Source organism: Nonomuraea corallina (assembly GCF_027620315.1).
In the GTDB taxonomy this organism is placed as follows: Bacteria; Actinomycetota; Actinomycetes; order Streptosporangiales; family Streptosporangiaceae; genus Nonomuraea; species Nonomuraea corallina.
The window spans coordinates 1-24404 of sequence record NZ_JAPNNL010000108.1; the positions used below are offsets into that span (position 1 = coordinate 1).

The window sequence follows — 24404 nt, forward strand, 5'->3', positions numbered from 1 at the left end:
CGCCGCCGAGCGGATCTGGCGCGAGGGCGCTCTCCCCTCCGGGAACGGGGGACGCCGGGCGGCCGGCGCGCGGCGTCGCCGGACGATCGTGTCGGCGCTGGTGTTCGCGGCCGTCATGGCCGGGGCGATCGTGGCCTGGATGCGGCTGAGCGGCGGTGACGACCCGCCCGTGGCGGTGCGGAAGGTCGCCGTCAGCGCGTCGGAGAAGACACTGGGCTGCGACAGCGACGCGTTCATCACCGGCACGATCGACACCAACGGCGGGGTCGGCGAGATCCGCTACGAGTGGCGGATGAACCTCGACAAGGACGTGGAGAAGGGCGCCCTGCGCGCCACCGCCGGCACCACCTCCTACGACGTGGACCTGACGTGGCGGCTTCAGGGCGAGCGCACCGCCAAGGCCACGGCCACGTTGCGGGTGACCTCGCCGGGACCGGCCCGTACCGCGAAGACGACCTTCACCTACAAGTGCTGAATGCACACCAAAGCGGTTGTTCACTACGCTGACGTGCATGACCTCGCAGACCCCCGCGGGCTGGTACCCCGACCCGTACGGCTCCCCTCAGCTGCGGTGGTGGGACGGCGGCGAGTGGACCGACGCCACCCACCCGTTGGAGCAGAGCCCGGCGAACCAGGGGCCGGCACAGCAGCCTGCCGGCCCTCAGCCCGCCTCCGGCCCTCAGCACCGTGACCAGCAGCCCGATTGGCCCTCGGCGGGGGCGAATCCCACCCTCGCCTACGGGCAGCCCCCGATCCAGGACCGCCCGCCCACGTCCGGCCCGCAGCAACCGCCCTACGGCCAATCCGGCCCCCAGCCCTACGGCCAGTCCGGCCCCCAGGCGTACGGGCAATCCGGCCCGCAGCAGGCGTACGGGCAGCCCGGCCAGCAGGCGTTCGGCCAGTCCGGCTCTCAGCAGTCGTACGGCCAATCCGGCCCCCAGGCGTACGGGCAGCCCGGCCAGCAGCCGGGCCCTTACGGGCAGCAGCCGCCGTGGGGCGGTCCCGGTTACGGCCCGCCGCCCAAGCGGAGCAATCCGACGCCGTGGATCATCGGCGGCGCGGTGGTGGTGCTCGTGCTGGCGATCCTCGTGACCGCCGGCGTCGTCTTCGTCAACAGAGCCGCCGAACCGGTCGCCGCGCCGACGTCCACGTCCCAGGCCCCGAGCGAGGACCCGACCGAGAACCCCACGGAGACCGAGGAGCCGGACCCGGCGCCCTCGACCGACCCGCCGGTCGCCGGCGAGCTGCCGCAACCGGTCGAAGGCCGCGTCACCGACCCTCAGGTCAAGGTCTCGTACGAGATCCCGGACGGCTGGGAGGTGCCCGCCTCCTCCTCGATCAACAGCACCCAGCCGGGGGCCCAGCTGTGGAGCAGCGGCGTGCAGCGGACCTCCCAGGAGAAGTTCGACGGCCAGAACGACTGGGTCGGCAACGTCTACACCGGGCCGCTCAGCGAGCGTTACCCCTATCCGGGGGCCGTGGGGATCGGCCTGTCGGCCAAGGCGGTCTACGCGGACTTCAGCAACAGGTTCTACTCGCTCCAGCACACCAAAAAGATCGTCAAGGACCAGGCGATGAAGATCGGCGACCGGGACGCGTGGCTGGTGCAGTTCGAGCTCGACTTCACCGAGGTCTCGGAGGAGAAGGGTTACGAGTGGAAGAAGGAGAACGGCGCCGTGGTGCTCATGGACCGCGGCGAGGGCGAGCGGCCCGCGCTCATCTTCGTCTCGGTGCCCGACAACCTCGGAACCGGCGTGGTGGACAAGGTGGTGAGCTCGCTCAGGCCCGCGTGACGGGTGCCACTAGGCTGGGCCCATGGGCAAGCGGGCGGGTCACTCCGAGCCGCTGCGGCGAGGAGAACGTATGAGTGATTCGCTGGTCTGGATCGACTGCGAGATGACGGGTCTCGACCTCGGGCGCGACGCGCTGGTCGAGGTGGCGTGCATCATCACGGACAGCGAGCTCAACCAGCTCGACGACGGCGTCGATGTGATCATCAAGCCGCCGCCGGAGGCGCTGGAGCAGATGTCCGAGGTCGTCCGCGAGATGCACACCGCGTCGGGGCTGCTGCCGGAGCTGGCGACCGGGGTCACGCTGGCCGAGGCCGAGTCGCTGGTGCTCGACTACATCCGCCGCCACGTCCCCGAGCCGAAGAAGGCCCCGCTGTGCGGCAACTCGATCGGCACCGACCGGACGTTCCTGGCGAGGGACATGCCGGCGGTCGACGGCTATCTCCACTACCGGATGGTCGACGTGTCGTCGATCAAGGAGCTGGCGCGGCGGTGGTACCCCCGGGTCTACTTCGCCGCGCCCGAGAAGCAGGGCGGCCACAGGGCTCTGGCCGACATCCTGGAGAGCATCCGCGAGCTGCGTTACTATCGTGCAGCCGTGTTCGTCGGCCAGCCGGGGCCTGACTCGGCGACGGCCCGGACGCTCGCGGAGCGTGTCAGCGGTTAACGGGTGGCGTGAAGACTCCCGAACACCGCTACACTTTTCCTGTGCCGCCCGCGCAGGCGGCGCGATGGTGGGTGTAGCTCAGTTGGCAGAGCGCCAGGTTGTGGTCCTGGATGTCGAGGGTTCAAGTCCCTTCACTCACCCCAGGTGCCAACGGCCGGTCCTTCGGGACCGGCCGTTGGCGTTTTCTTCCGACAACTCCCCAAAAACATGTCAATGCGAGTTATGCTCGCTGTCTACCGCTAACGCCGGTTGGTCGGGGGGACTCGGCGATCTGACCGTCTGCCGCCCCGGAGGCCGGATGAGAGTCGACGACGCAGCGTTCGATAGCGTGTTCACGTCCCTGAGCAAGCGCGAGGCCGAGGTCATGGACCTGATCGCGACAGGGCAGTCCAACAGCCAGATCGCCCAGCGGCTGTTCCTCAGCGAGAAGACGGTCAAGAACCACGTCAACCGCATCTACGCCAAGCTCGGCGTGGACTCCCGCGTCCGCGCCATCGGCCTCTGGCGTTCCCGCCGTACCGAGTGAACCCCGCGCCCCTGCCCCTGGATCTTTTGAGACACGCCCTACTCGAACACCGCGGGCGGGGGCACCGGGGCGAGCACCGCGTCGCCGTCCCTGATCGGGGCGGCGCCGGCGACGAAGTTCGTCAGCGCTTCCCCGTACAGGCACCTCGCCTGGGTGAGGCCGCCGGCGGCGCGGCGGGCGAGCGGGCCGAGCGGCAGTTCGGCCCGTGAGGCGGCGACGATCAGGTTGCCGAACCGGCGGCCGCGCATCACGCCCGGCTCGGCCAGCAGCGCGACGTGGCGGAAGGCGCCGGTGACGGTGGCGAGCAGGCGTCTGGCGAAGGCCAGGCCCTTGCCGTCGGCGAGGTTCACCAGCAGCGTGCCGGTGGGGCGCAGGACGCGGGCGAGGTCGCCGAGATACTCGACCGTGGCCAGTTCGACGGGCATGGTGGCGCCGGCGAAGGCGTCCAGCACCACGAGGTCCGCCGAGGCGTCCCAGACCTTGGCGGTGCCCTCCCGGCCGCCCGCGATGATCATCTTGAGCTTGGGCACGGAGCGCAGGTCGAGCTGCTCGCGGACCAGGTTCACCAGGAGGCCGTCGGGTTCGATCACGATGTGCCGGGAGCCCGGGCGGGTGGCGGCGACGTAGCGGGGGATGGTGCAGGCTCCGCCGCCCACGTGCACGCAGCTCAGCGGGCCCTCGTCGAGCAGGTCGATGACGTCGGCCATGAGCCGGACGTATTCGAATTCGAGAAAAGTCGGGTCTTGCAGGTCCACGTAGGACTGAGGTACGCCATCCTTGGACAGCACCCAGCCGTCCTCCCTGTCCAGGTCCCGGAGCAGCTCCACCTCGCCGAAGCTCACGGGATACAGGCCGGGCATCGGTTCCCTCTGTCCACGTGCCACGTTCATCTCCTCCTGGGAGAAACCGTATGCGACAGCGCAGGCTGATTGTGGTCGTCGGCGCGGTTCTGGCCGTTTCAGCGGCGGTCGCCTTCGCGGGCTGGGCCGCCGCCCGCGGCGTCGAGGGCAGCCCCGCCGAGACCTCGGCCGCGTACTTCCAGGCGTGGGAGGACAGTGACGTGGTCGCCATGTCACGCCTGGTCGACCGGCCGCCGGCGGACTTCCGCGCCTGGCACGACGCGATGACCGGGGAGCTCGGCGTGGAGCGGCTGCGGCTGGAGCCGGGGCGGGTGCGGGTCACCGGCGAGGAGACGGCCGAGGTGCCGTTCAGCGGGGTCAGGGAGCTGGAGGAGCTGGGCGAGTGGCCGTTCGCCGGGACGCTCCGGCTGGCGGTGCGCGAGCGGGAGTGGAAGGTGCTCTGGCAGCCCGAGACCCTGCACCCGCTGCTCAAGGACGGCGGCACGATCCAGTTGGTGGAGCTGTTCGCGTCCCCGTCGGAGCCGCTGACCCGGGAGGGCGACAAGATCCCGCACAGAAGCTACGCCGACGCCCACCTGCTGCCGCTGCGGGACGATCGGGAGGTGGCCGAGCCGGTGGGCCGGGTGCTGGTGGCCAAGGCGCCGGGCCGGCCGGACCAGGAGCTGCTGCGTGACGTACCGGAGGAGAAGGGACAGCGCACCACCCTGTCCCGCGCGGTGCAGGCGGCGGCCGCGCGGGCGCTCGACGCGCGGGCGGACGCGGCCATCGTGGCGATCGATCCGCGCAGCGGCGAGATCCTCGCGGTGGCCGACCGGCTGCGGGACAGCTACAGCGCCTTCAAGGACACCTTCCCGCCGGGTTCGGCCTTCAAGGTCATCACGGCGGCCGCCCTGCTGGGGTCCGGACTCAGGGCCGACGACCAGGTGCCGTGTCCCGGCACGTACACCGTCCCCGGCCACAGCGGCTTCAGGAACGACGGCGAGGTGGAGCGCGGCGTCGTCTCCTTCACCGACGCGTTCGCGCACTCGTGCAACACCACGTTCATCGAGCAGGCGCTGAGCCGGCTGGACCCGACGGACCTGAGCGAGACGGCCGCGCGGTGGGGGTTCGGGCGCTCCCTGCCCACCGGCGCCGACGGCTTCTGCGGCAAGATCCAGGACAGCGACGACCCCGACCAGCGCGCCATCGACGCGATCGGGCAGGGCACGGTCGCGGCCAGCCCGCTGTGCATGGCCGCGGCCGCCGCCGCCGTGCAGAACGGCACCTGGCGGCCGCCCAGGCTGGTCTCCGAGCGGGCCGCCCGGCTCCTCGACGGTCCGGCGCCGGAGCCCGTGGAGCTCGACCCTGAGGTGGTGGCCGCGCTGCGCACGATGATGCGCGCGGTGGTCGACCACGGCACGGCCGCGGGCGCCGGTCTGCCCGCGGACCTGCACGGCAAGACCGGGACCGCCGAGACCGCGGACGGCGAGCCGCACGCGTGGTTCATCGGTTATCGGGGCGATCTGGCCTTCTGCGTCTTCGTCCGGCACGGGGGATCCAGCGTGTCGGCGGCGCTGCCGATCGCCTCCCGGTTCCTGAACGGGCTCTAACCTACGGTACCGTAGGTTCATGTCCACGATCTCCGTCAAGCCCGTTCTGCGGGGGTGGTTGCACGCGGGAGCCCTGCCCGTGGCGCTGGTCGCCGGGATCCTGCTCGTGGCGCTCGGCCCGACCCTCCAGGCCCGCATCGCCTCGGCCATCTACGCGATCACCTCGGGGCTGCTCTTCGGCATCTCGGCCACCTACCATCGCGGCACCCTCGGCCCCAGGCCGGCCGAGTGGCTGCGCCGGCTCGACCATGCCAACATCTACCTGATCATCGCCGGCACCTACACGCCCTTCGCCCTGCTCGCGCTCGACGGCGCCGCACAGGCCGCCGTGCTCGGCGTCACCTGGGGCGGTGCGCTGGCGGGCGTGCTGTTCAGGCTGCTGTGGATGGGCGCGCCGCGCTGGCTCTACACGATCCTCTACATCGCGCTCGGCTGGACCGCGGTCTTCGTGCTGCCCCAACTGGTAGAGGGCGCCGGGGTGGCCGCCGTGGTGCTGGTCGCCGTCGGCGGCGTCCTCTACAGCGCCGGGGCCGTGGTGTACGGGCTGCGCCGGCCCGATCCTTCGCCCCGCTGGTTCGGCTATCACGAGGTGTTCCACGCCTGCACCCTGGCCGCCTACCTGGTGCAGTACATCGCGGTGTCGATCGTGGTCTACTCCCAATGATCGCCCATTTTTGACCAGGTCAGGGGATGCCCCAGCGACTCTTGCGGACATCAGGGAGGAATGGAACACCTCGCACGCACCTGGTGGCTGCCGCTCATCCGGGGCATCGCGGCGATCATCTTCGGCGTCCTCGCGGTGATCTGGCCGGGCATCACCCTCCTGGTGCTGGTCACGTTCTTCGGCGCGTACGCCATCGTGAACGGCGTTTTCGCGATCTTCACCGCGTTGCGCCACGAGGTGCGGTCACGGATCTGGGCCATCGTGGTCGGCGTCCTCAGCATCCTGGCGGGTTTCGTGGCGTTCGCCTGGCCGGGGATCACCTCGCTGGCGCTGCTCTACGTCATCGCCATCTGGGCCATCTTCAGCGGTCTCGCGGAGATCGTGGACGGCATCCAGCTCCGCAAGATCATCGACAGGGAGTGGACGCTCATCCTGGGCGGCGTGCTGTCGGTCGTCTTCGGCGTGCTGCTGCTGATCTGGCCGGCCGCGGGGATGCTCAGCCTCGTCTGGCTGATCGGGCTCTTCGCGATCCTGTACGGGATCACGCTGATCACTTTGGCCTTCCGCCTGAAGAAACTCGGTCCACAGACCGTATAACCGTAAATTTTACGTATATATCGACGCTACGGTGGGGATTATATGGCTGTCTGGCCTGATGCGGAGGAGACATGGACGTTCACGCCCGCCTTGCCCGCCACCTGCTCGTCGACGGCTACCGCCTCGTGCTCGACCTCGAACTGAGCCAGGGCTCCTGGCTCGTCGACGCCCGCGACGGCCGCCGCTACCTGGACTTCTACACGTTCTTCGCCTCCGCGCCGCTGGGCGTGAACCCGCCCTTCGACCCCGACTTCGCCCGGCTGCTCGGCCAGGTGGCCAGGAACAAGCCGGCCAACCCCGACATGTACACCGCGCACCTGGCCGACTTCGTCGACACCTTCACCCGGGTGCTGGGCGACCCCGACCTTCCCCACCTGTTCTTCGTCGAGGGCGGCGCGCTGGCCGTGGAGAACGCGCTCAAGACCGCGTTCGACTGGAAGAGCCGCCGCAACGAGGCCGCGGGCCGCTCGCCCGGGCTCGGCGCCAAGGTCCTCCACCTCACCAAGGCCTTCCACGGCCGCAGCGGCTACACGCTGAGCCTGACCAACACCGACCCGGTCAAGACCGAGCGCTTCCCCACCTTCGACTGGCCGCGGATCGACGTGCCCGCGATCCACGCCGGCGACGTCGAGGCGGCCGAGGAGCGCGCGCTGGCCCAGGCGCGCGCCGCCTTCGAACGGCACCCGCACGACATCGCCTGCTTCATCGCCGAACCCATCCAGGGCGAGGGCGGCGACAACCACATGCGACCGGAGTTCCTCCAGGCCATGCAGCGGCTGTGTCACGAGCACGACGCGCTGTTCGTGCTGGACGAGGTCCAGACGGGCGGCGGCGCCACCGGCACCCCATGGGCCTACCAGCAGCTCGGCCTGCAGCCGGACATCGTCGCCTTCGCCAAGAAGGTGCAGGTCGGCGGCATCATGGCGGGGCGGCGCGTGGACGAGGTGCCGGGCAACGTCTTCGAGCGCAGCGGGCGGATCAACTCCACCTGGGGCGGCGGGCTGGTCGACATGGTCCGCAGCCGCGGCATCCTGGAGATCGTCGAGCGGGACGGGCTCATCCCGCGGGCGGCCGCGCTCGGCGCCACCGTCCTGGAGCGGCTCGGCAAGCTGGAGGCCGAGCATCCGCAGACCGTGTCGAGCGTCCGGGGCCGCGGGCTGATGTGCGCCTTCGACCTGCCGACCCCGGCCGACCGGGACGCCCTGATCGCCCGGCTGCGGGAGGAGGCGGGCGTCCTGGTCCTGCCGTGCGGGCCCCGGTCGGTCCGCCTGCGCCCCGCGCTGAACATCACGGAGGCGGACGTCGACCACGGCCTCTCGGCGCTCTCCGCCCTCCTGGAGAGCGCCCCCTGAGCGGCCCTCCTGGAGAGCGCCCCTTGGGCGCGTCCGCCGGAGGGCGGGAAGGCTAGCTGATCGTCAGGCAGGCGACGCGTTCGCCGGCGTCGCCCGCCTCGGAGCCGCTCGTCTTCGTCGTCTTCGCGTGCACGACCAGGGAACGGGGCGGCGAGGCCGGGTCGAAGCCCCACGGGTGGCGGGCGGTGGCCCGGCCGGAGCCCTCGCTGTCGGTCTTGAAGTCGAGCCAGATCTCGTTGTCGGCGCTGGCCTGGCCGGGCCGGTGCTGGTAGTGCGGCCCCGCGTCCGCGCCCGCCTTGCCGCACGGCGCGGTGTGCAGGTGGGCGCCGTAGGCACGGCGGGGCAGGAAGCCCTCGACCACGAGCGACGTGATCGTCTGGCCGCCCGACGACTCGGCGGTGAGGCTCGCCTGGGCGCCGCGGGGCACGAGCTTGCGGTCGTAGACGATCGCGGAGGCGCCGGCGGTGGTGAACTCGCCGGCGCCGTTGAGCGTCGTCGCCACCTGATCGGCCGCCTGGTCGCCCGGCTGGTCGGCCGGGTGGGCGAGCTGCGGCGGGCTCGCGCCGCAGCCGGCGGCGAGCAGTCCGAGCAGGACGGGCAGGACGGGCAGCAGGACGGGCATGCGTGTCGGCATGCCCCACTCATATCAGTAACTCAACGACTACGCACCGTGTTTGGCCGCGATGGCGTCGATCCGCGCCGCGAGCGTGAAGTCCAGCTCGGTGAGGCCGCCCCGGTCGTGGGTGGTCAGCGCCAGGTGGAGGGTGCGCCAGCGGATGTCGATGTCGGGATGGTGGTTGAGCGCCTCGGCCTCGACCGCGATCTCGTCGACGACGCGGATGGCGGTGGGGAAGTCGGGCGCGGTGATCGTGCGCCGGATCTCGTCGCCCTCGCGCCGCCAGTCCGGTAGTTCGCGTAGTTTCTGCTCGACGTCCATGGCCCCCACTCTAGGGATCGGCGGTCGCGCGCTCAGCCGAAGTGGGCCCGGGTCTCGGCGAAGGCCCGGTCGGTGCCCTCCAGGGCGCGGGCCACGTCCTTCTCGGTGTGGGCCGCCGACATGAACCAGTTGTGCCAGGGATGCAGGTAGACGCCGTGCCTGAGGCAGGCGTCGCTCCAGTGCAGCGCCACCGACAGGTCGGCGTCGCCGTCGAAGCTGAGCCACGGGATGGTCACCGGGCCGGTCTGGTCGACCGTGAAGCCGTGCGCCTTGGCCTGGGCGTGGAGCCCTTCTCTCAGCTGGGTCCCGGCTCGTTCCATGGCCGCGATGCCGTCGGTGTCGCGCAGGGTCTCGATGGTCGCCTTGGCCGCCGCCATGGCCACCGCGGAGAACCAGAACGACCCGGTCGTGTAGAGCGTCTGGGCCGCGCCGCGCAGCGCGTCGGTGCCGGTCAGGGCGGCGATCGGGTAGCCGTTGGCCATGGCCTTGGACCAGGCGGTCAGGTCGGGCCGCACCCCGTACCGCTCCCACGAGCCGCGCAGGTCGATCCGGAACCCGGCGCGCACGTCGTCGATCACGAGCGCGGCGCCGAGCCGGTCGGCCAGCGCCCGCGCGCCGCGGGCGAAGGCCGGCTCGACGAGCTCCTGGTCCTCGAACGAGTCGTGCTTGAACGGGGTCACGATGATCGCCGCCACGTCGCCGTCGGCGCTCGCGGCCGCGGCCTCCAGCGACTCCAGGGAGTTGTAGTCGAACTCGACCAGGTCGGCCCGCTCGTTCGGGGTGGTTCCCGCGGTGGAGGGGGTGCACCACGGGTCGGCCCCGTGGTAGGCGCCGTGCGCGCGGAGCACCTTGGCGCGGCCGGTGGCGGCGCGGGCGACCATGAGCGCCTGGGTGGTGGCGTCGGTGCCGTTCTTGGAGAACATCGCCCAGTCGGCGCTGGGGATCGTGTCGACAAGCAGCTCGGCCAGCTCCACCATGATCGGGCCGGGGCCGTTGAGGCAGTCGCCGAGCGCGGCCTGGCGGGCGGCGGCCTCCTCCACCCTGGGGTGGCGGTGTCCCAGCACGATCGGGCCCCAGCTGCACATGAAGTCGATGTACGCGCGCCCGTCCGCGTCCCACTGCCGGCAGCCCTCGGCCCGCTCGAAGAACTGGGGGTAGCCGGGGGCGAAGATGGCCGCGTTGAGGTGCCCGTACATGCCGCCGGGGACGACCTTGGCGGCCCGCGCGCGGAGTTCGGCGTCTGTCATCGGGGACTCCTGGGGTGTGGTGGTCGGCGGGAGGGGACGTGGGTGGCGTCCGAGGGGGGTCAGGTCCGTCCGAGGAGGGACGAGCGTCAGCCGAGGAGGGACGAGTGCCAGCTGAGGAGGGACGAGTGTCAGCTGAGGAGGGACGAGTGTCAGCTGAGGAGGGACAGCACGGCGTCGAGGTCGGTGAGCCCGGCGTCGGAGCCGAGCCCGGTGGCGACCAGCGAGGCGGCGGCGGTCCCCCAGCGGGCGGCGGCCGGCACGTCCTGGCCGTGCAGCAGTCCGGTGACGAACCCGGCGCAGTACGCGTCGCCGCAGCCGGTGGTGTCGGCCACCTCGGTCTTGATCGCGGGCACCCGTTCAGCGCCCGCGCCGGTCACCACCAGGCTGCCCTGCTCGCCGAGGGTGACGAGCACGCCGCGCGGCCCGTCGGCCAGCAGCGCCTCGGCGGCCTCCCGTACGTCGTCGGCGCCCGCCATCAGCCGGGCCTGGCTCTCGTTCGGCAGCACGTAGTCGACGTGCGGCAGGAACGCCCGCGCCAGGCCGAGCAGGTCGGGCATCTCGGACAGCAGGTCCATCGTGACCAGCGTGCCCGCGGCCCGCACCTCGTCGAGCAGCGCGAAGATTGCGGGGTCGGCGAGGGCGAAGGTGACGTCCATGCCGCCCAGGTGGATCGCCCGCGCCCGGCGCAGCAGGCCGGTGTCCAGGTCGGCGGGGGTGACGCCGAGATTGGCGCCGGGGACGTGGAAGCTGGGGCGCCCGCCGTCCGGCCGGATCGGCAGGATCGAGGCCGCCGTGCGCTCCCCCGCCCTGCGGGCCAGCCGGGAGACGTCCACGCCGTGCTTGGCCAGCACCGCGACCAGGAAGTCGCCGAGCTCGTCGTCGCCCGCGGCGCCCATGGTGACGACCTCGTTGCCCAGCTTGACGAGGTCGACGGCGGTGCCGGCGGCGGAGCCCGCGGCGGTGAGCCGGATCTCCTCGACGAGCACGGTGTCCTGTCCGCCGGGGATGTGGGAGACGGGCCTGGCGAGGATGTCGACGATGTGCACGCCGACGGTGACGACGGTCATGAGCTTAAATAGACAGACGTCCGACTAAAAAGTCAATATGCTGGAGCGAACGCGAAAGGGGGCACGCCGGTGCCGAAGATCGTGGACCACGACGAGCGCAGGCGCGAGGTGCTGTCCGCCGCCCGCCGGGTCATCGTCCGGGACGGCATCGACGCGGCCACCACCCGCGCCATCGCCAAGGAGGCGGGCTACTCCAACGGCGTGCTGGCCCACTACTTCACCGACAAGGACGAGATCCTGCTGTCGGCGCTGCGCCAGTCGCACGAGCGCATCCGCGACCGGCTGTCCCGCAAGGTCGACGGCGTCTCAGGGCTGGCCGCGCTGCGCGAGCTGCTCCTCGACAACCTGCCGCTGGACGCCGAGCGGACCCAGGAGACGCGCCTGGAGGTCAGCTTCTGGAGCCGCAGCCTGGCCTCCGAGCGGCTGGCCGAGGTGCAGCGGTCGGAGGCGGCCGAGCTGCGCGCGGCGGTGCGCGACCTGCTCGGCCAGGCCAGGACGGCGGGCGAGCTGACCACCGAGCAGAACCTCGACGACGTCGCCGAGCACCTGCTCGCCCTGGTCGACGGCCTGAGCCTGCACCTGCTGCTCTACCCCGACCGCCTGCGCCGCGTCGACCTGGAGCGCCTCCTGCTGCAGCACCTCGACGGCCTCTAGAGCGACAGCTCGAAGGCGCCCTGTGCGGCCAGCCGGCGCAGGAACGGCTCGGCCTCGAACGCCTCCGCCGTGCTCAGCACGCCGGACTTGCCGGGGCCGTCGCCGCCGACCAGGCGCACCGCCGCGTCGGCGGAGGCCAGCGCGCCCACCCACCAGATGTCACGGCCCCGCAGGTGGGCGGTGCGCCCGCCGCCGCCCTCGGCGACGACCTGCGCGGCCACCATGAACGTGGTGCGCGCCCGTTCCTCCGGAGAGGCCTCCTGGCTGGTGAAGACCTGCTCCTCCTCGAACGTGCTCGCGGTGAGCTGGGACTCGACCGTACGGGCGGGCACATGGCGGGGGATGGTGACCATCTCCCCCGACGGGAAGGGCGCGATCATGGAGCGCGGCCCGACGGGCGGCGGGAACGGATAGACGGTGTTGCGGATGTCGACCGGGCCCACGCGGAGCGCTCCGCCGGTGTAGGTGACGCGGTCGATCTCGCCGATGAGCAGCTCGGCGGTCCGCACCGCGGCGGGCGTCATCCGCCAGCCGCTGATGGAGTAGCCGATCGTCACCCGGTCCACGGCGGGCAGCCCACTGGCCGCGGCGGCGGCGAGCAGGTCGGCCAGGCCGCCGTAGAAGCTCAGCTGCGGGATCATCACCACGCCCGCCTGCTGGGCCGGTCCCTGCATGGTGTCGAACAGCCACTTGACCGGCTTGGGCTCGATGGCGTGGTCGATGTAGTGGCAGCCGCCCGCCACGGCGGCCCGGGCGAGCGGCTCGCAGGTGCGGGTGAAGGGCCCGGCGCAGTGGATCAGCGCGGCGCTGCCGGCGGCCAGCTCGCGCAGCGCCCCGGCGTCGTCGAGCTCCGCCGGGTGGACGCTCACGCGGGGCGAGTCCAGCTCGGCGGCCAGCGCGCGCAGGGCCTCGGAGTTCCGCCCGGCGAGCACGATGTCCTGGTCGCGGGCGAGCAGCTCGGCGGCGACCAGGCGGCCGGTGTGCCCGTTCGCGCCGTAGATCGCGATGGTCATGGACGTTCCTTCCATAGGCTACGTTCGAACTTACGTTCGATCACGGCGATAGTCAACGGCGTTGCTGCATTTCGGACGACCGACTACATTGCCGCCATGAGCCTCCGCGAGCAGCTGTGCGCCTACGGCCGGCGCGCCGTCGAGCTGGGCCTGGTCATCGGGACGTCGGGCAACCTCAGCGTCCGCAAGGGCGACCGGGTGACGATGACGCCGTCCGGGGTCGCCCTCGACCGGCTGACCCCGGAGCTCTGCCCGGTCGTGGACCTCGACGGCCACCTCCTGGAGGGCGAGGCGGCCCCGTCGTCCGAGACGCCGATGCACCTGGCGATCTACCGCACCACCGACGCGCGGGCGGTGGTGCACACCCACTCGGTGTTCGGCACGGTCGTGGCCACCACGAAGACCGAGCTGCCGCCGGTCCACTACAACGCGCTGCTGCTGGGCGGGGCGGTCAGGGTCGCCGAGTACGCCACGTACGGCACCGACGAGCTGGCCGCGAACGTGCGCGCGGCGCTGGCGGGCAGGCGGGCGGCGCTGATGGCCAACCACGGCGGGGTGACGATCGGCGCCACGCTGGAGGAGGCGTTCGAGGCCACCCGCCTGCTGGAGTGGCTGTGCGAGGTCTACGTGCGCGCGCTCGGCGTCGGCGAGCCGGTCGTGCTCACCGACGAGCAGCTCGCCGCCGTGGTGGAGCGCGCGCTCAACCCGCCGGAGTTCCCCCGCCGTTGAGCGCCGCCTCGGCGAGCCCGAGCGGCAGCCCGCCGGACCCGGCGATCCGGTCGTGGAAGGACTTCAGCGAGCCTCCGTACGCGTCGCGGATGCGCTCGATCTCGATGGCCCCGGTGAGGTACGACGGCGCCTGGGTGGGCCAGGCGCAGTAGCGGCCGACCTCGCCGCGCGCGGTGCCGGGCGACAGCGACGCCCTGGTGGCCATGAACGTCTCGGCCTCCTCCACCGTCATGTCGCCGCAGTGCAGCGCGGTGTCCACGACGATGCGGGCCGCCCGGAAGATCCGGAAGTCCAGGTGGGCCAGCTCGGTGGCGGGCGTGTCGAAGTAGCCCTGTTCGTGCAGCAGCTTCTCCACGTACAGGCCCCAGCCCTCGGTGAAGTACGGGGTGCGGAACACCTTGCGGACCGGGTGCGGGTTGCCGGCCAGCGTCGCCAGGTGCCAGTGGTGGCCGGGGTAGGCCTCGTGGACCGCGATCGACGGCATCTGGGCGCGACTGTTGGTGCGCAGCCGCTGCCGTACCTGCTCGGGGGTGAAGTGGCCGGGCGTGTACGGGACGAAGAACACGCCGGTGCGCGAGCTGCTGAGCGGCGGCGGCGCCAGGTAGTGGGCCACCGACACGACCGGGCGGCTGTAGACCGCCGACGGCAGGACCAGGCACTCCTCGCCCTCGGGGAACGTCACCAGGTCCCGCTCCAGGACGAACGCGCGGGCCCGGGCGGTCTCGGCCTCGTACTCGGCCCGCATCAGCTCCAGCGTCTCGGGATGGTCGTCCATGAGCGTCTCCATGGCGGCCCGCCAGTCGGGCGAGCCGCTCGCCCGTACCGCGACCTCGCGCATCCGCCCGTTGAGCTCGTCCCAGGCGGCCCTGCCCTTCTCGTGCAGCTCGGCCGACCCGTACCCGAGCAGCTCGCGCTCGCGCAGCAGGCGCGAGTAGAGCCGCTCCCCCATCCGCCAGGTGCCGCCGCAGCGGAAGTCCGCCAGGAACGCGACCAGCTCGTCGAACGCGACGGCGGCGGGCTCGGCGGCCTCGGCGAGCCGGGCCCGCAGGTCCGGGTCGGCGACCATGCCGGGCACGGTCTCGGTGAGGAAGCCGCGCCCGGTGCGCGCCTGCCCGAGCCCGCGCTCCACGAGCAGCGGCGCGGCCAGTTCGGGGTCGAGGCTGGCCCGGCAGGCGGCCAGCACGCCGGGCACCTCGGCCAGCCGGGAGATCGCGGCGGCCACCAGCTCGGGCTCGGGCCTGAGCCGGTGCTGGAACGGCGTGAACAGGGCGGCGAAGACCGCCGACAGGTAGACGGCGGGGTCGCGCCGCCAGTCGGGCCACTCGGCCAGCGCGACCGCGCCGCGCAGCTGGGAGAGCACGAGGCCGCGGTCGATCGGGTCGCCGGCGGGGTCGGCTTCGAGCCGGGCGAGCCACCGGGCCTCCTCCCGCTCGCGTTCGGCGAACCCGGCGGCGGAGAAGTCGCCCAGTGTGTGGTCGTAGCCTTCGGCGCCCAAGGTGCTCGCCACGACCGGACGCCGGGAGAAATACCACCTGAGAAACTCGTCCACCGACGCACCTTATCCTGGCCCCATGCCCCTCCAGATCACCGGCGCGTTAGGCGACCCCGACCTGATCCGGCTCCCCTGGGAGGTGCCGCTCGCCGAATGGCCGCAGCACCATCTCGTCGACCTGCCCCGCGGCATCTCCCGGCACGTCGTGCGGTTCGCCCGGCTGGGCGGCAAGGTCTACGCGATCAAGGAGATCAGCGAGAGGTACGCCAAGCGGGAGTATCAGCTCCTGTGGGACCTGGCCCGGCTGGACGCGCCCGCCGTGGAGCCGGTCGCCTACGTCACCGGCCGCGAGGAAGGGCTGGACGCGGCGCTGGTCACCCGCCACCTGCAGTTCTCGCTGCCGTACCGGGCCGTGATGTCCGGGACGCTGCGGCCCGACACCCTGACCCGGCTGATGGACGCGCTGGTCGTGCTGCTGGTGCGGCTGCACCTCACCGGGTTCTACTGGGGCGACTGCTCGCTGTCGAACACCCTGTTCCGGCGCGACGCCGGGGCCTTCGCCGCCTATCTGGTCGACGCCGAGACGGGTGAGATGCATCCGATGATCAGCGAGGGGCAGCGGCTCGGCGACATCGACGCCGCGCACACCAACATCTTCGGCGAGATGCTCGACCTGGAGGCGGGCGGCCTGCTGCACCCGTCGATCGACCCCATGGACACCGCCGAGGACATCGTCAACCGCTACCACCGGCTGTGGGCCGAGCTGACCCAGGACGAGATCATCGAGGAGGTCGACTGGCACCGGGTGGAGCAGCGGATCAGGCGGCTGAACCTGCTCGGCTTCGACGTGGCCGAGATGATGGTGCGGCGCAAGGTCGGCACCGGCCGGCTGATCGTCCGGCCCAAGGTGGTGGACTCCGGTCACCACCAGCGCCGCCTGCTCCGCCTGACCGGCCTGGACGCCGAGGAGAACCAGGCCCGCCGGCTGCTCAACGACCTCGACGGGTTCCGGGTGGCCAAGGGGCTGCGGCACGAGGACGAGGCGATCGTGGCGCACCGCTGGCTGGCCGAGGTGTTCCAGCCGACGATCGCGGCGATCCCCGCGGAGCTGCGCGGGAAGCTGGAGGCGCCGCAGCTGTTCCACGAGATCCTCGACCACCGGTGGTACCTGTCGGAGGCGGCCGGGGCCGACGTGGGGCTGGCCGCCGCGGTGACCTCGTACGTGCGGAAGGTGCTGGTCTTCAAGCCCGACGAGAAGGCGCTCCTGCCGGACGACGAGAACGCGAATCAGCTTTCCTGAATGGCTGAACTCCCCCTCCGGGGAGGGTTTTCTTCTTCTCAGCCATAAACACCTTCATCTCAGTATGACTCCCGTTGTCACGGTTAATTTCCGTACCTTCTGGCACTTCTAAGCTGTCGGCGTCCCCATGCCGCACCTTCACCCCGAGGACCCGGCGGCCCGCGTTCGGGCGCGGCGCGCGCGGGCCGCCGCCGGGGCGCGTCTCGCGAGGCCCCGGCCTCCCGCCATCCCGCGAGGCGCGCCCCTTCCACGGCGGGTCGCGTGCCGTCAGCCGTACGGAGGAGAGATCACCCGGCCTGGCCGGGACGGCCCGCGGTCAGCTTGGTGACGGCCTCGACGATCTCCGCCCAGAGGGCCCGCGGCAGGTCGTGTCCCATGCCGGGGAAGACCTTGAGCTCCGCGCCGGGGATCGCCGCCGCGGTGGCCTGACCGCCCGCGAGCGGGATGAGCGGGTCGTCGGCGCCGTGGATGACCAGGGTGGGGACGTCGAGCCGGGCCAGGGCCTCGGTCCGGTCGGGAGAGGAGACGATCGCGGCGTACTGCCTGGCCACCCCGGCCGGGTCGTGGCAACGGTCGAACGCCAGCCCGGCCAGCCGCTCGACGCGCTCGCGGTCGGGTTCGTACCCCGGGGAGCCGATCACCGACGCCGTGGCCACCGCCTGCGCGACGACGCCCTCCCGGCTGGTCGCCGGCCTGGCGAACAGGACCGCGCGGGCCGCCTCGGTCGGCGGGGCCACCGAGCCGCCGGGCATGGACATGATCGAGGTGAGGGTCAGGACCCGCTCGGGGTGGCGCAGGGCGAGCGCCTGGGCGATCATGCCGCCCATCGAGGCGCCCATCACGTGCGCGGCCGGCCAGCCCAGCGCGTCCATCACCGCGGCGGCGTCCTCGGCCATGTCGTCCAGCAGGTAGGGCGCGGGCCTGCCCGAGCCGGGCACTCCCGCGTCGTGCAGGTGGGTGGACAGGCCGGCGTCGCGGTTGTCGAACCTGACGACGTGGTGTCCCTGGTCGGCGAGCAGCTCGCAGAACTGGTCGTCCCAGTGCACGAGCTGGGCGCCCAGCCCCATGATCAACAGGAGCGGGCGCCCGCCGGGAGAGCCGAAGCTCTCGTACGCGATGTCGATGCCATGGGCCGATGCGATCGAGGTCACGGCCCTAGAATGACATTCTGATGTAGGTGACGCCAAGCTCAGCGGCGCAGGAGCTTGCGCAGCCGCTCGCGGCCCAGCACCAGGCCACCGCCGAGCAGCACGGCCCCGCCGACCACGACGGCGCCGGTCACGTTGCTCTGCTCACTGGCCGCGGCGGCCTGGGCGGCGGCGCCTGCCGTCGGCCTGGCGTCCGCCACGGGCTCCACGGCCACGGCCTTCGGGGCCTCGCTCTTGGCGGGCTCGGCTCCGGCGAGGGCCTTCGGGGCATCCTGCTCGGCGTCCGACCTGGCGTCCGGCTTGGCGCCGGCCAGGGCCTTGTCGCCTTCCGCCTTCTCCCCGGCCTGGTCCCCGGCCTTGTCCTCGGCCAGGACCGGCGGGCTGGCGGGGTTGCGGTCCATGCGGCCCCAGGCGCCGGTGGAGAACGCCACCGGGTGGTTCTTCAGGCCCACGCCGTCGCCCCACTTGGTGATGACGTACTCGACCTTGATGTGGCCCTTGCCGCCGTTGCCGTCCACCATCAGCGTGCGCGGGTTGAACGTCCCGCCGGTCAGGTCGGCGAAGGTCTTGCCGTCCAGGTCGAGCATGATGCCCCTGTTGGACGGCGTGCCCGGACCGCGGTCACCGACGAAGAACGGCGCCTTCTTGCCGTTGTAGAGGACGTAGCCCTCGGTCAGCAGGGGCCAGCTGGGGCTGGCGGCCATACCCTTCTGCATGGGCTTGCCGCTGGCCGGCAGACCGGTGTCACCGGCGCGGCCGGAGCCGTCGTCCCAGAAGTAGGAGGCGGTGGTATCACCCTTGAGGAGAATCTTTTCGGTGCTCATGTCGAGGTCGGCGTGGGCGGCGGTGCCGGAGCCGAACGCCAGTGTGCCGGCGGCGGCGACGAGCACGGCGAGGGAACGCATGCTGAAACGAGCGGACATGAAAAGCGGAAATCCTTTGTGAGGCAACGGCAAAGCGCGCGCACAGAGGGCGTAGCCGGGCATCAAGCCATGCGGACGCTACGCGGGAGCGCGACGAGAAAGATCAGGAAATGGTGCCGCTCAACCGGCGGCCGGCGACATCCCGAGATAGGGGGGACGTGCGCGGTGATACATCACGTGGAAAAGTCCTCTCCATCTCGCCTACCGGGTTAGCTGACGGGTTCGGACGTGGAGATGCCCTACCGGCCGCGAGGGCCGGATTCACCCCAAGGAGATGGGTCCCCGGTTCCCGCGAGACGCGGGATTCGGCGCCAGGCAGCGGCCTCTTCCTGGTGAAGAGTCATGGTCACCGCCTGGTAACGCTTACCAATTTAGCGGGCAAAGCGGACATATGCAAAGGTAAGCCCATGATTCGGGCGAAGATCTACCTACAAAAAGGGGGCACGGCATGCCGTACCCCCTTGGGAACACCCGGTTTCAGCCGCCGCTCTTGCGCCTGAAGGACCGCTTGCCCGCAGCCGGACCATGAGTCCCGTGGACCTTGGAATGGTCGGCTCCCCTACCACCCCCGCCGGCGCCCGCCTGCTGGCCGCGCTTGCGCTCCAGAGCCTCACGGAACTTCCGCTTCAGCTCGTCCTCGGGAGTCTCGTCGACTTCCGGCTCCGGTGTTTCCGCCATGAGGACCTCCTGGTGTGCGTACGGTCCCAGCTTCCCACGCGAGCCTTGACCGCGCGAAACCGGGATCATCACGCAACCCGCGCCGGCGGCTTGGTATTGGCTTGACCCGATCCAGGAAACACCCCTGACATGCAGCCCGACCCCCCGGAGCGGCGACGGTGAGCCCGCTCGGCTTCCTCGGCCGCGACCTCGCCGTCGATCTCGGCGCGGCCACCACCCAGATCTACGCGCCAGGCCGGGGCATCGTGCTCAACGAGCCGTCGGCCGCCCTGACGGCCACCGGCCGCACCCTCTTCGGCGCTCCGGCGTACGAGTCGGGCGGCGGGATCGCCCGCTGGCCGGTGCGCGAGGGCGGCGAGCTCGCCGGCCGACTGATCAAGTACTTCCTCACGAAGGTGCACGGGCACCCGTTCGCCCGGCCGCGCCTGGTGATGGCGCTGCCCGACGGTTCCTCGCCGCTCCTGCGGGCCGCGGCGCGCGACCTGGCCTACCGGGCGGACGCCCGGCGGATCTACCTCGTCGAGCACGCCGTCGCGGTGGCGCTCGGCGCGGGCCTGCCGGTGCGGGAGCCGATGGGCCGGATGATCGTCGACATCGGCCCGCGGCTGACCAGGATCGCGATCCTGACCTGCGGCGCCGTCGTGGCCGCGACGACCGTCCACGCCGGCGGCGACGCCGTGAACAGGGCGATCGCCGCGCTGGCCGCCTGCGAGCTCGGCCTGCTGGTCGGCGAGGCGGAGGCGGAGGCGGTCAAGCTCCGCGCCGGTTCGCGCTGGAAGCCGATCGACCGACACGTGATCGTCCGCGGCCTCGACCCGGAGTCCCGGCGCGAGCGGATCGCGTGGCTGCCCGTCCAGCAGTTGTACGAGGTCACCAGGGCGCCGGCGGAGGCCATCGCCCGCGCCGCGGCGTCGGCCCTGGAGCGCTGTCCCGCCGAGCTGGCCGGCGACGTGGCCGCGCACGGGGTGGTGCTGACCGGCGGCGGCGCCCTGCTGCGCGGCCTCGCCAGGCGCCTGCGCACGGCCATGGGCGTGCCGGCCCGGCGCGCGGACCGGCCCGTCGAGTCGATGGCGCTGGGCCTGGGCCGATACGCCGACCGCCTGAGCGCCATCGGCCCCCGGCCCCCGCTGTAGCCCCGGCCCGCCTACAGCGGGGTCGAACAGGTGCCCCGCGCGATGTAGGCGAGCCCGTCGAAGGCGGCGCCGAGCACGGCCGGGGTGAAGGACTGCTTGTACGACCAGCGCCAGGCCGTGGCGCCGTAGCCGCGCACGTACCGCTGCTCGCCCAGCCATCGGGTCACCGCCTCGGGCCTGGGCCCGAGGCGCAGGTCGACGACGTGATCACGGGGGCAGGCGGCGGCCAGCAGGGACTCGGCCACGTCGGGCCTGCCGGCGGCGGGCACCCGGTGGCGGACCGGCGGCCTCCGCACGTCGGGCCTGCCGAACCGGAGCCGCCTGGCCCGGAACTCACCCTGTCCGAACAGCAGGCCGAGCGCGTAGTAGCCGGCGCCGTGACGCCGGCGCAGATGACCTCCCATGACCGGAGCGCCGTGGCCCGCGTAGTGGCCGGCGGCCACGTGACCGTTGTGCGCCCAGGTGGCGATCTTCGCCGCCGGGTCCTCCAGCAGCCGGTCGACGTTGTCGGCCAGGAACAGGTCGCGGGCCGCCGCGGCCGTGCGCGCCCCGTCGGCGTCGCGCATGGGCCGCGTCACCAGGGTCGCGAACTGCCACACGGTCCTGGCATGCGCCGCCGCCTCCCGCGGCCCTCCGGCCTCCATCTCGTCGGCCAGCCTGCGCGCGGCCGCCTCGATCGCCGGGTCGAGCGGCTCACCCACCCCCAGGCGCGTCTCCTCCAGCACCGCCAGCGGCCCGAGCGACTCTCCGGCCCGCTCACCCAGATGATCGCGGAGCCACCGCAGCGACGCGGCGGGGAACTGCGGGTCGATCCCGACGAAGCGCACCTTCGGCTCGGCGGTGCGGTTGTGCTCGCGCATCCACTCCACCACGCCCAGCATCTCCCGCGTCCGCCAGATCCAGAACCCGAGGTCGGCCAGGAGCCGCTCCGGCTCTCCCCTCCCGCCCAGGACGTAGGCGTCCAGGGCCTCGGACGCCGACACACTGGCCTCCATCGCGAGTGCGGTGAACCCCAGCTCCTCCACGAGGAACCGCAGCAGCCGGTGCTTGAGCAGGAAGAACTCCCGCGTGCCGTGGGTCGCCTCCCCCAGCCCCACCACCCTGACACCGTCGAGAACCTCCCGCAGCGGCTCCAGGCCGGCGACCGGCCCGCACGGGTCGAGCCCGTCGAGCGGGACGGCTCTGGACGCGAGCCAGCCGGTCACCTCGGCCGCCTCCGTCACGGCCCGTCCCTGAGGGAGGCCAGGGCGAGCACCAGGCCGAGCCCGCCCAGCACGAGGCTCACCACCGTCAGCGCCGTGCCGTCGAGCCAGAGATGCAGCAGCCCGAAGTCGCTGTCGAAGAACTGGTGGGCCACGAACCCGCCGAACCCCTGGAGCATGAGAATGACGCCGATGAACCCCATGGGGACCACGCTGGCACCTCCGGCGGGCCCGCCGCATCCGACCAAGGTATGGTCCACATCAGCCCTTGGCCCACACCGCCCAACTAGATCGCCCTTTCGGCGGATATAGATCCATTCGTCACGAAGAAGCACTACATTTACGGCAGAGGCTACGACGAAGGCGAGGACATGGCGCAGCTTCCGGGGCAGATCGACCCCAACGTGCCCAGTGTGGCCCGCATGTACGACTACTACCTGGGCGGCAAGGACAACTTCCCCGCCGACCGGGAAGCCGCGGAGCAGGTGATCGAGCTCGGCCGCCGGACCGGCACCGACATCCGCGAAGTCGCGCTGGCCAACCGTGGTTTCCTCATCCGCAGCGTGCGGCACCTGGCCCAGTCGGGCATCCGGCAGTTCCTCGACATCGGCACCGGTCTGCCCACCCAGGACAACGTCCACCAGGTCGCCCAGCGGGTGGCGCTCGAGTCCAGGATCGTGTACGTGGACAACGACCCGATCGTGCTGGCCCACGCCCGCGCCCTGCTGGCCGACAACCACGAGACGATCATCGTCCAGGGCGACCTGGCCGAGCCCGACGCCGTCCTCGCCGCCGCCGCCGACCACCTGGACTTCTCCCAGCCGGTGGCCGTGGTCGTGGCGGCGGTGTTCCACTTCTTCCACGACGACGACCAGGTGGCCAAGATCATGGAGACGCTCCGGCGGCCCCTGGTGTCCGGCAGCCACCTCGTCGTCTCCCACGGCTACATCGAGCCGGGCGAGGGCGAGGAGGACAAGGTCGACGAGGTCCGCGGCGTCTACCGGCGCAGCACTTCCGGCGCCATCGCCTGGCGCGGCCGGGAGGAGCTGCTGTCCCTCTTCGACGGCCTGGAGATCCTCCCGCCGGGTGTGGTGCCGGCCCAGAAGTGGCGCAACGACGACGACCCGTACCCGTGGCCCGGGCTGGCCAGAGGCGGCGTGCTCGGCGTCGTCGCCCGCGTCCCCTGACCTGCCCCGCCCTGGACCGTCCCCCGGTCCTCGGATCGGCGGTGCCGGATCTGCCGGGGTCAGCCGCGTGAGGCGGTGCGCAGCGCCCGGTAGAGCAGCCGCGCGTCGCCCAGGTGGTGGCGCAGCAGCTTCTCCAGGCCGCCGATCGGCACCAGGTTCTGCGGGGCGCGCGGGTCCTTGTAGTCGACGCCGGCCAGCGGCGGCAGGGCGAGCGTCACGGCGTCGGCCAGCCCCGCCGCCTCCGCCGGGTCCAGGTCCGCGCTGGCCTCGCAGCGCACGATGCCCGCCCACGGCGTGGGCGAGTGCGCCGGCAGCCGCACGTACCAGGCGTGCCGCCGCCAGCTCGTGCCCATGAGGAACACCGGCGTGCGCTGCCCCGGCGCCAGCGACGACACCACCGCCGACTGGGCGGGCGGCAGGTAGGCGGTGTGGTGGGTCTTGATGTAGCCGATCGTGCGCGGCAGATGGCCGCGCCCGCGCAGCGGCCCGTCGACCAGCAGCAGGTCGTCGGCCATCCCCCGGTGCCGCACCGACAGCTCCACCTCCAGCTGGGTGACCTGCCGCTGCAGCGCCAGCGACAGCTCCTCCACGGTCGAGTCGGCCGCCCTGCCGGGACGGTAGTCGGCGTGCGCGGTCTTCACCTCCGGGGTGTACGGGGAGGCGCTGATGAGCGCGCGGTGCACCTCGACGTCCGCCAGTTCGGCGCCGTCGGGGCCGCACCGCACGATCCCCGCCGCGTACGAGGCCGCGATCCCCGGCATCGGCATGGCCGCGTCGGGGTCGTTCACCCACACCCGGGCGTCGATCCGGCGGACCCCGTCGGCGACCAGCAGCGTCTCCGGGGCGCGGGCGCCGGGGCCCGGGGTGACGGGCTTCCAGTCGCCGGCCGGCCGCTCGACGTCCAGGATCAGCTCGGCGCTGGTGGCGCCCAGCTCGGAGAACGCCTCGGCCGCCAGCGCCGCCGCGTAGCCCGGGTCCCAGGGATCGACGGAGAACGCCGTCACAGCCCCGCCTTCCGTACGTGTGAGCCCTTGGCGTCGCGGCTGACCTCGAACCGCACCGGCACCCGCTCGGCCAGCGCCGGGACGTGGGTGACGACGCCCACCATGCGCTCCTGAGCGGCGGCGAGCCGTTCCAGCGTGGTGGCGACGGTGTCGAGGGTCGCCGGGTCGAGCGTGCCGAACCCCTCGTCGAGGAAGATCGAGTCGAGGCCGCGGGCGACCGCGTCGGACAGCGCCAGCGCCAGCGCGAGGGCCGCCTGGAAGGTCTCGCCGCCGGACAGCGTGCGGGCGCTGCGCCGCAGCCCGGCCTCGGCGTGGTCGATCACCTCGATCTCGGTGCGGTCGCTCAGCGCGAGCTCGTACTGGCCGTCGGACAGCTCCTTGAGCAGGCCGGACGCGGTGGTGACGAGCACGTCGAGCGCCTCGGCGCACAGCCAGCGTTCGAAGGCGTTGGCGCGCAGCCGCAGCGCCAGCTCGTGCGCGACCTTCGCGGCGTGCTCCTTCGCCGCGGCCTCCTCCGCCAGCTCGGCGGCGCGCTCGCGGGCCTCCTTGACCCGTTCGAGCCGGGACTCGACGCGGGCGACCTCGCCGGCGACGGCCGCGCCGAGCTGGTCGGGGGTGCCTTCGCCGGGCAGCGGGACCTGGTGC

General features: G+C 72.2%; 27 protein-coding genes, 1 tRNA gene and 1 riboswitch. Of the genes, 14 read left to right on the forward strand and 14 right to left on the reverse strand.

From position 1 onward, the window contains the following. The 5 genes from OUY22_RS23895 to OUY22_RS23915 form a co-directional block, all read left to right on the forward strand. Positions 1-475: hypothetical protein (locus OUY22_RS23895; protein WP_270157354.1), on the forward strand; the 475-nt coding region annotated here is incomplete at its 5' end. Positions 476-512: 37 nt separating this feature from the next. Beyond that, a complete protein-coding gene (locus tag OUY22_RS23900) occupies positions 513-1793 on the forward strand; it encodes a DUF2510 domain-containing protein (protein WP_270157355.1) in 1281 nt (426 codons plus the stop codon). 70 nt (positions 1794-1863) lie between these two features. Continuing rightward, on the forward strand, positions 1864-2457 hold the full coding sequence (gene orn, locus OUY22_RS23905; RefSeq protein WP_270157357.1) for an oligoribonuclease: 594 nt from the start codon (positions 1864-1866) through the stop codon (positions 2455-2457). A gap of 67 nt (positions 2458-2524) precedes the next feature. Next, positions 2525-2600 (forward strand) — tRNA-His (locus tag OUY22_RS23910). A 185-nt stretch (positions 2601-2785) separates the two neighbouring features. Beyond that, the gene (locus OUY22_RS23915; protein ID WP_270157359.1) at positions 2786-2983 is read left to right on the forward strand and encodes a helix-turn-helix domain-containing protein; all 198 of its coding nucleotides are present in this window, start codon (positions 2786-2788) and stop codon (positions 2981-2983) included. Positions 2984-3021: 38 nt separating this feature from the next. On the opposite strand, the gene OUY22_RS23920 is transcribed toward OUY22_RS23915, so the two are convergent. Continuing rightward, positions 3022-3843 (reverse strand): spermidine synthase, encoded by an 822-nt coding sequence (locus tag OUY22_RS23920; protein WP_270157388.1) that lies wholly within the window; start codon positions 3841-3843, stop codon positions 3022-3024. Between the two features lie 50 nt (positions 3844-3893). On the opposite strand from OUY22_RS23920, the gene OUY22_RS23925 reads away from it, so the two are divergent. From OUY22_RS23925 to lat, 4 genes are all read left to right on the forward strand, one after another. After that, complete coding sequence (locus OUY22_RS23925; protein WP_270157361.1) at positions 3894-5432, forward strand: penicillin-binding transpeptidase domain-containing protein; 1539 nt, start codon at positions 3894-3896, stop codon at positions 5430-5432. Positions 5433-5451: 19 nt separating this feature from the next. Beyond that, positions 5452-6096, forward strand: coding sequence for a PAQR family membrane homeostasis protein TrhA (trhA, locus tag OUY22_RS23930; RefSeq protein ID WP_270157363.1), 645 nt, complete (start codon positions 5452-5454; stop codon positions 6094-6096). 60 nt (positions 6097-6156) lie between these two features. Beyond that, positions 6157-6693 (forward strand): HdeD family acid-resistance protein, encoded by a 537-nt coding sequence (locus OUY22_RS23935; protein WP_270157365.1) that lies wholly within the window; start codon positions 6157-6159, stop codon positions 6691-6693. Between the two features lie 71 nt (positions 6694-6764). Then, positions 6765-8045 carry an L-lysine 6-transaminase gene (lat, locus tag OUY22_RS23940; RefSeq protein WP_270157367.1) on the forward strand — a complete coding sequence of 427 codons (1281 nt, stop codon included), beginning with the start codon at positions 6765-6767 and terminating at the stop codon, positions 8043-8045. Positions 8046-8097: 52 nt separating this feature from the next. Here lat and OUY22_RS23945 read toward each other — a convergent pair whose 3' ends face one another. The 4 genes from OUY22_RS23945 to OUY22_RS23960 all read right to left on the reverse strand — a co-directional run bounded on the left by OUY22_RS23945 (position 8098) and on the right by OUY22_RS23960 (position 11296). After that, a complete protein-coding gene (locus OUY22_RS23945) occupies positions 8098-8679 on the reverse strand; it encodes a superoxide dismutase family protein (protein WP_270157369.1) in 582 nt (193 codons plus the stop codon). Positions 8680-8706: 27 nt separating this feature from the next. Beyond that, on the reverse strand, positions 8707-8982 hold the full coding sequence (locus tag OUY22_RS23950) for a 4a-hydroxytetrahydrobiopterin dehydratase (RefSeq protein WP_270157371.1): 276 nt from the start codon (positions 8980-8982) through the stop codon (positions 8707-8709). A gap of 32 nt (positions 8983-9014) precedes the next feature. After that, complete coding sequence (locus tag OUY22_RS23955; protein ID WP_270157372.1) at positions 9015-10229, reverse strand: aminotransferase class III-fold pyridoxal phosphate-dependent enzyme; 1215 nt, start codon at positions 10227-10229, stop codon at positions 9015-9017. Positions 10230-10378: 149 nt separating this feature from the next. Beyond that, positions 10379-11296, reverse strand: coding sequence for a carbohydrate kinase family protein (locus OUY22_RS23960; RefSeq protein ID WP_270157373.1), 918 nt, complete (start codon positions 11294-11296; stop codon positions 10379-10381). 69 nt (positions 11297-11365) lie between these two features. Here OUY22_RS23960 and OUY22_RS23965 point away from each other — a divergent pair, with 69 nt between their 5' ends. Beyond that, a complete protein-coding gene (locus tag OUY22_RS23965) occupies positions 11366-11950 on the forward strand; it encodes a TetR/AcrR family transcriptional regulator (RefSeq protein WP_270157374.1) in 585 nt (194 codons plus the stop codon). On the opposite strand, the gene OUY22_RS23970 is transcribed toward OUY22_RS23965, so the two are convergent. Further along, entirely contained in the window at positions 11947-12963 is a 1017-nt protein-coding gene (locus OUY22_RS23970; protein WP_270157375.1) for a saccharopine dehydrogenase NADP-binding domain-containing protein, read from the reverse strand. The two genes, OUY22_RS23965 and OUY22_RS23970, sit on opposite strands and share 4 nt — an antisense overlap. A gap of 96 nt (positions 12964-13059) precedes the next feature. On the opposite strand from OUY22_RS23970, the gene OUY22_RS23975 reads away from it, so the two are divergent. Next, complete coding sequence (locus OUY22_RS23975; RefSeq protein ID WP_270157376.1) at positions 13060-13692, forward strand: class II aldolase/adducin family protein; 633 nt, start codon at positions 13060-13062, stop codon at positions 13690-13692. Here OUY22_RS23975 and OUY22_RS23980 read toward each other — a convergent pair. Continuing rightward, positions 13664-15241, reverse strand: a complete 1578-nt coding sequence (locus OUY22_RS23980; RefSeq protein ID WP_270157377.1) for a DUF885 domain-containing protein — start codon at positions 15239-15241, stop codon at positions 13664-13666. The genes OUY22_RS23975 and OUY22_RS23980 overlap by 29 nt on opposite strands. Positions 15242-15263: 22 nt before the next feature. Here OUY22_RS23980 and OUY22_RS23985 point away from each other — a divergent pair, with 22 nt between their 5' ends. Next, positions 15264-16484: a DUF4032 domain-containing protein gene (locus tag OUY22_RS23985; RefSeq protein WP_270157378.1), complete on the forward strand. Its 1221-nt coding sequence runs from the start codon at positions 15264-15266 to the stop codon at positions 16482-16484. A gap of 287 nt (positions 16485-16771) precedes the next feature. Here OUY22_RS23985 and OUY22_RS23990 read toward each other — a convergent pair whose 3' ends face one another. The 3 genes from OUY22_RS23990 to OUY22_RS24000 all read right to left on the reverse strand — a co-directional run bounded on the left by OUY22_RS23990 (position 16772) and on the right by OUY22_RS24000 (position 19233). After that, positions 16772-17635 (reverse strand): alpha/beta fold hydrolase, encoded by an 864-nt coding sequence (locus OUY22_RS23990; RefSeq protein WP_270157379.1) that lies wholly within the window; start codon positions 17633-17635, stop codon positions 16772-16774. A 38-nt stretch (positions 17636-17673) separates the two neighbouring features. After that, positions 17674-18555: a hypothetical protein gene (locus OUY22_RS23995; RefSeq protein ID WP_270157380.1), complete on the reverse strand. Its 882-nt coding sequence runs from the start codon at positions 18553-18555 to the stop codon at positions 17674-17676. Between the two features lie 183 nt (positions 18556-18738). Further along, a riboswitch (cyclic di-AMP (ydaO/yuaA leader) is annotated at positions 18739-18876 on the reverse strand. 156 nt (positions 18877-19032) lie between these two features. Continuing rightward, positions 19033-19233 carry a DUF5302 domain-containing protein gene (locus tag OUY22_RS24000; protein ID WP_270157381.1) on the reverse strand — a complete coding sequence of 67 codons (201 nt, stop codon included), beginning with the start codon at positions 19231-19233 and terminating at the stop codon, positions 19033-19035. 158 nt (positions 19234-19391) lie between these two features. On the opposite strand from OUY22_RS24000, the gene OUY22_RS24005 reads away from it, so the two are divergent. Next, on the forward strand, positions 19392-20366 hold the full coding sequence (locus OUY22_RS24005; protein ID WP_270157382.1) for a rod shape-determining protein: 975 nt from the start codon (positions 19392-19394) through the stop codon (positions 20364-20366). An 11-nt stretch (positions 20367-20377) separates the two neighbouring features. Here OUY22_RS24005 and OUY22_RS24010 read toward each other — a convergent pair whose 3' ends face one another. Then, entirely contained in the window at positions 20378-21589 is a 1212-nt protein-coding gene (locus tag OUY22_RS24010; protein WP_270157383.1) for an erythromycin esterase family protein, read from the reverse strand. Beyond that, positions 21586-21771 (reverse strand): hypothetical protein, encoded by a 186-nt coding sequence (locus tag OUY22_RS24015; RefSeq protein WP_270157384.1) that lies wholly within the window; start codon positions 21769-21771, stop codon positions 21586-21588. Before OUY22_RS24015 ends, OUY22_RS24010 begins: the two co-directional genes overlap by 4 nt. Positions 21772-21939: 168 nt before the next feature. Here OUY22_RS24015 and OUY22_RS24020 point away from each other — a divergent pair, with 168 nt between their 5' ends. Continuing rightward, positions 21940-22755 carry an SAM-dependent methyltransferase gene (locus OUY22_RS24020; protein WP_270157385.1) on the forward strand — a complete coding sequence of 272 codons (816 nt, stop codon included), beginning with the start codon at positions 21940-21942 and terminating at the stop codon, positions 22753-22755. A gap of 59 nt (positions 22756-22814) precedes the next feature. Here the strand turns inward: OUY22_RS24020 and OUY22_RS24025 are convergent, their stop codons facing one another. Together OUY22_RS24025 and OUY22_RS24030 are read right to left on the reverse strand one after the other, a co-directional pair. After that, a complete protein-coding gene (locus OUY22_RS24025) occupies positions 22815-23759 on the reverse strand; it encodes a hypothetical protein (protein ID WP_270157386.1) in 945 nt (314 codons plus the stop codon). Further along, a partial coding sequence (locus OUY22_RS24030; RefSeq protein WP_270157387.1) for an SbcC/MukB-like Walker B domain-containing protein occupies positions 23756-24404 on the reverse strand: 649 nt, incomplete at its 5' end. The genes OUY22_RS24025 and OUY22_RS24030, both read right to left, overlap by 4 nt.

Excerpts from the sequence above, each read along its gene's own strand:
- OUY22_RS23925 (WP_270157361.1), top strand. The coding sequence starts at position 3,894 with ATGCGACAGCGCAGGCTGATTGTGGTCGTCGGCGCGGTTCTGGCCGTT.
- OUY22_RS24020 (WP_270157385.1), top strand. The coding sequence starts at position 21,940 with ATGGCGCAGCTTCCGGGGCAGATCGACCCCAACGTGCCCAGTGTGGCC.
- OUY22_RS23975 (WP_270157376.1), top strand. The coding sequence starts at position 13,060 with ATGAGCCTCCGCGAGCAGCTGTGCGCCTACGGCCGGCGCGCCGTCGAG.
- OUY22_RS23955 (WP_270157372.1), bottom strand. The coding sequence starts at position 10,229 with ATGACAGACGCCGAACTCCGCGCGCGGGCCGCCAAGGTCGTCCCCGGC.
- OUY22_RS23985 (WP_270157378.1), top strand. The coding sequence starts at position 15,264 with ATGCCCCTCCAGATCACCGGCGCGTTAGGCGACCCCGACCTGATCCGG.
- OUY22_RS23935 (WP_270157365.1), top strand. The coding sequence starts at position 6,157 with ATGGAACACCTCGCACGCACCTGGTGGCTGCCGCTCATCCGGGGCATC.
- orn (WP_270157357.1), top strand. The coding sequence starts at position 1,864 with ATGAGTGATTCGCTGGTCTGGATCGACTGCGAGATGACGGGTCTCGAC.
- lat (WP_270157367.1), top strand. The coding sequence starts at position 6,765 with ATGGACGTTCACGCCCGCCTTGCCCGCCACCTGCTCGTCGACGGCTAC.
- OUY22_RS24000 (WP_270157381.1), bottom strand. The coding sequence starts at position 19,233 with ATGGCGGAAACACCGGAGCCGGAAGTCGACGAGACTCCCGAGGACGAG.
- OUY22_RS23945 (WP_270157369.1), bottom strand. The coding sequence starts at position 8,679 with ATGCCGACACGCATGCCCGTCCTGCTGCCCGTCCTGCCCGTCCTGCTC.
- OUY22_RS23970 (WP_270157375.1), bottom strand. The coding sequence starts at position 12,963 with ATGACCATCGCGATCTACGGCGCGAACGGGCACACCGGCCGCCTGGTC.
- OUY22_RS23920 (WP_270157388.1), bottom strand. The coding sequence starts at position 3,843 with ATGCCCGGCCTGTATCCCGTGAGCTTCGGCGAGGTGGAGCTGCTCCGG.
- trhA (WP_270157363.1), top strand. The coding sequence starts at position 5,452 with ATGTCCACGATCTCCGTCAAGCCCGTTCTGCGGGGGTGGTTGCACGCG.
- OUY22_RS23900 (WP_270157355.1), top strand. The coding sequence starts at position 513 with ATGACCTCGCAGACCCCCGCGGGCTGGTACCCCGACCCGTACGGCTCC.
- OUY22_RS24015 (WP_270157384.1), bottom strand. The coding sequence starts at position 21,771 with ATGGGGTTCATCGGCGTCATTCTCATGCTCCAGGGGTTCGGCGGGTTC.
- OUY22_RS23950 (WP_270157371.1), bottom strand. The coding sequence starts at position 8,982 with ATGGACGTCGAGCAGAAACTACGCGAACTACCGGACTGGCGGCGCGAG.
- OUY22_RS23960 (WP_270157373.1), bottom strand. The coding sequence starts at position 11,296 with ATGACCGTCGTCACCGTCGGCGTGCACATCGTCGACATCCTCGCCAGG.
- OUY22_RS23995 (WP_270157380.1), bottom strand. The coding sequence starts at position 18,555 with ATGTCCGCTCGTTTCAGCATGCGTTCCCTCGCCGTGCTCGTCGCCGCC.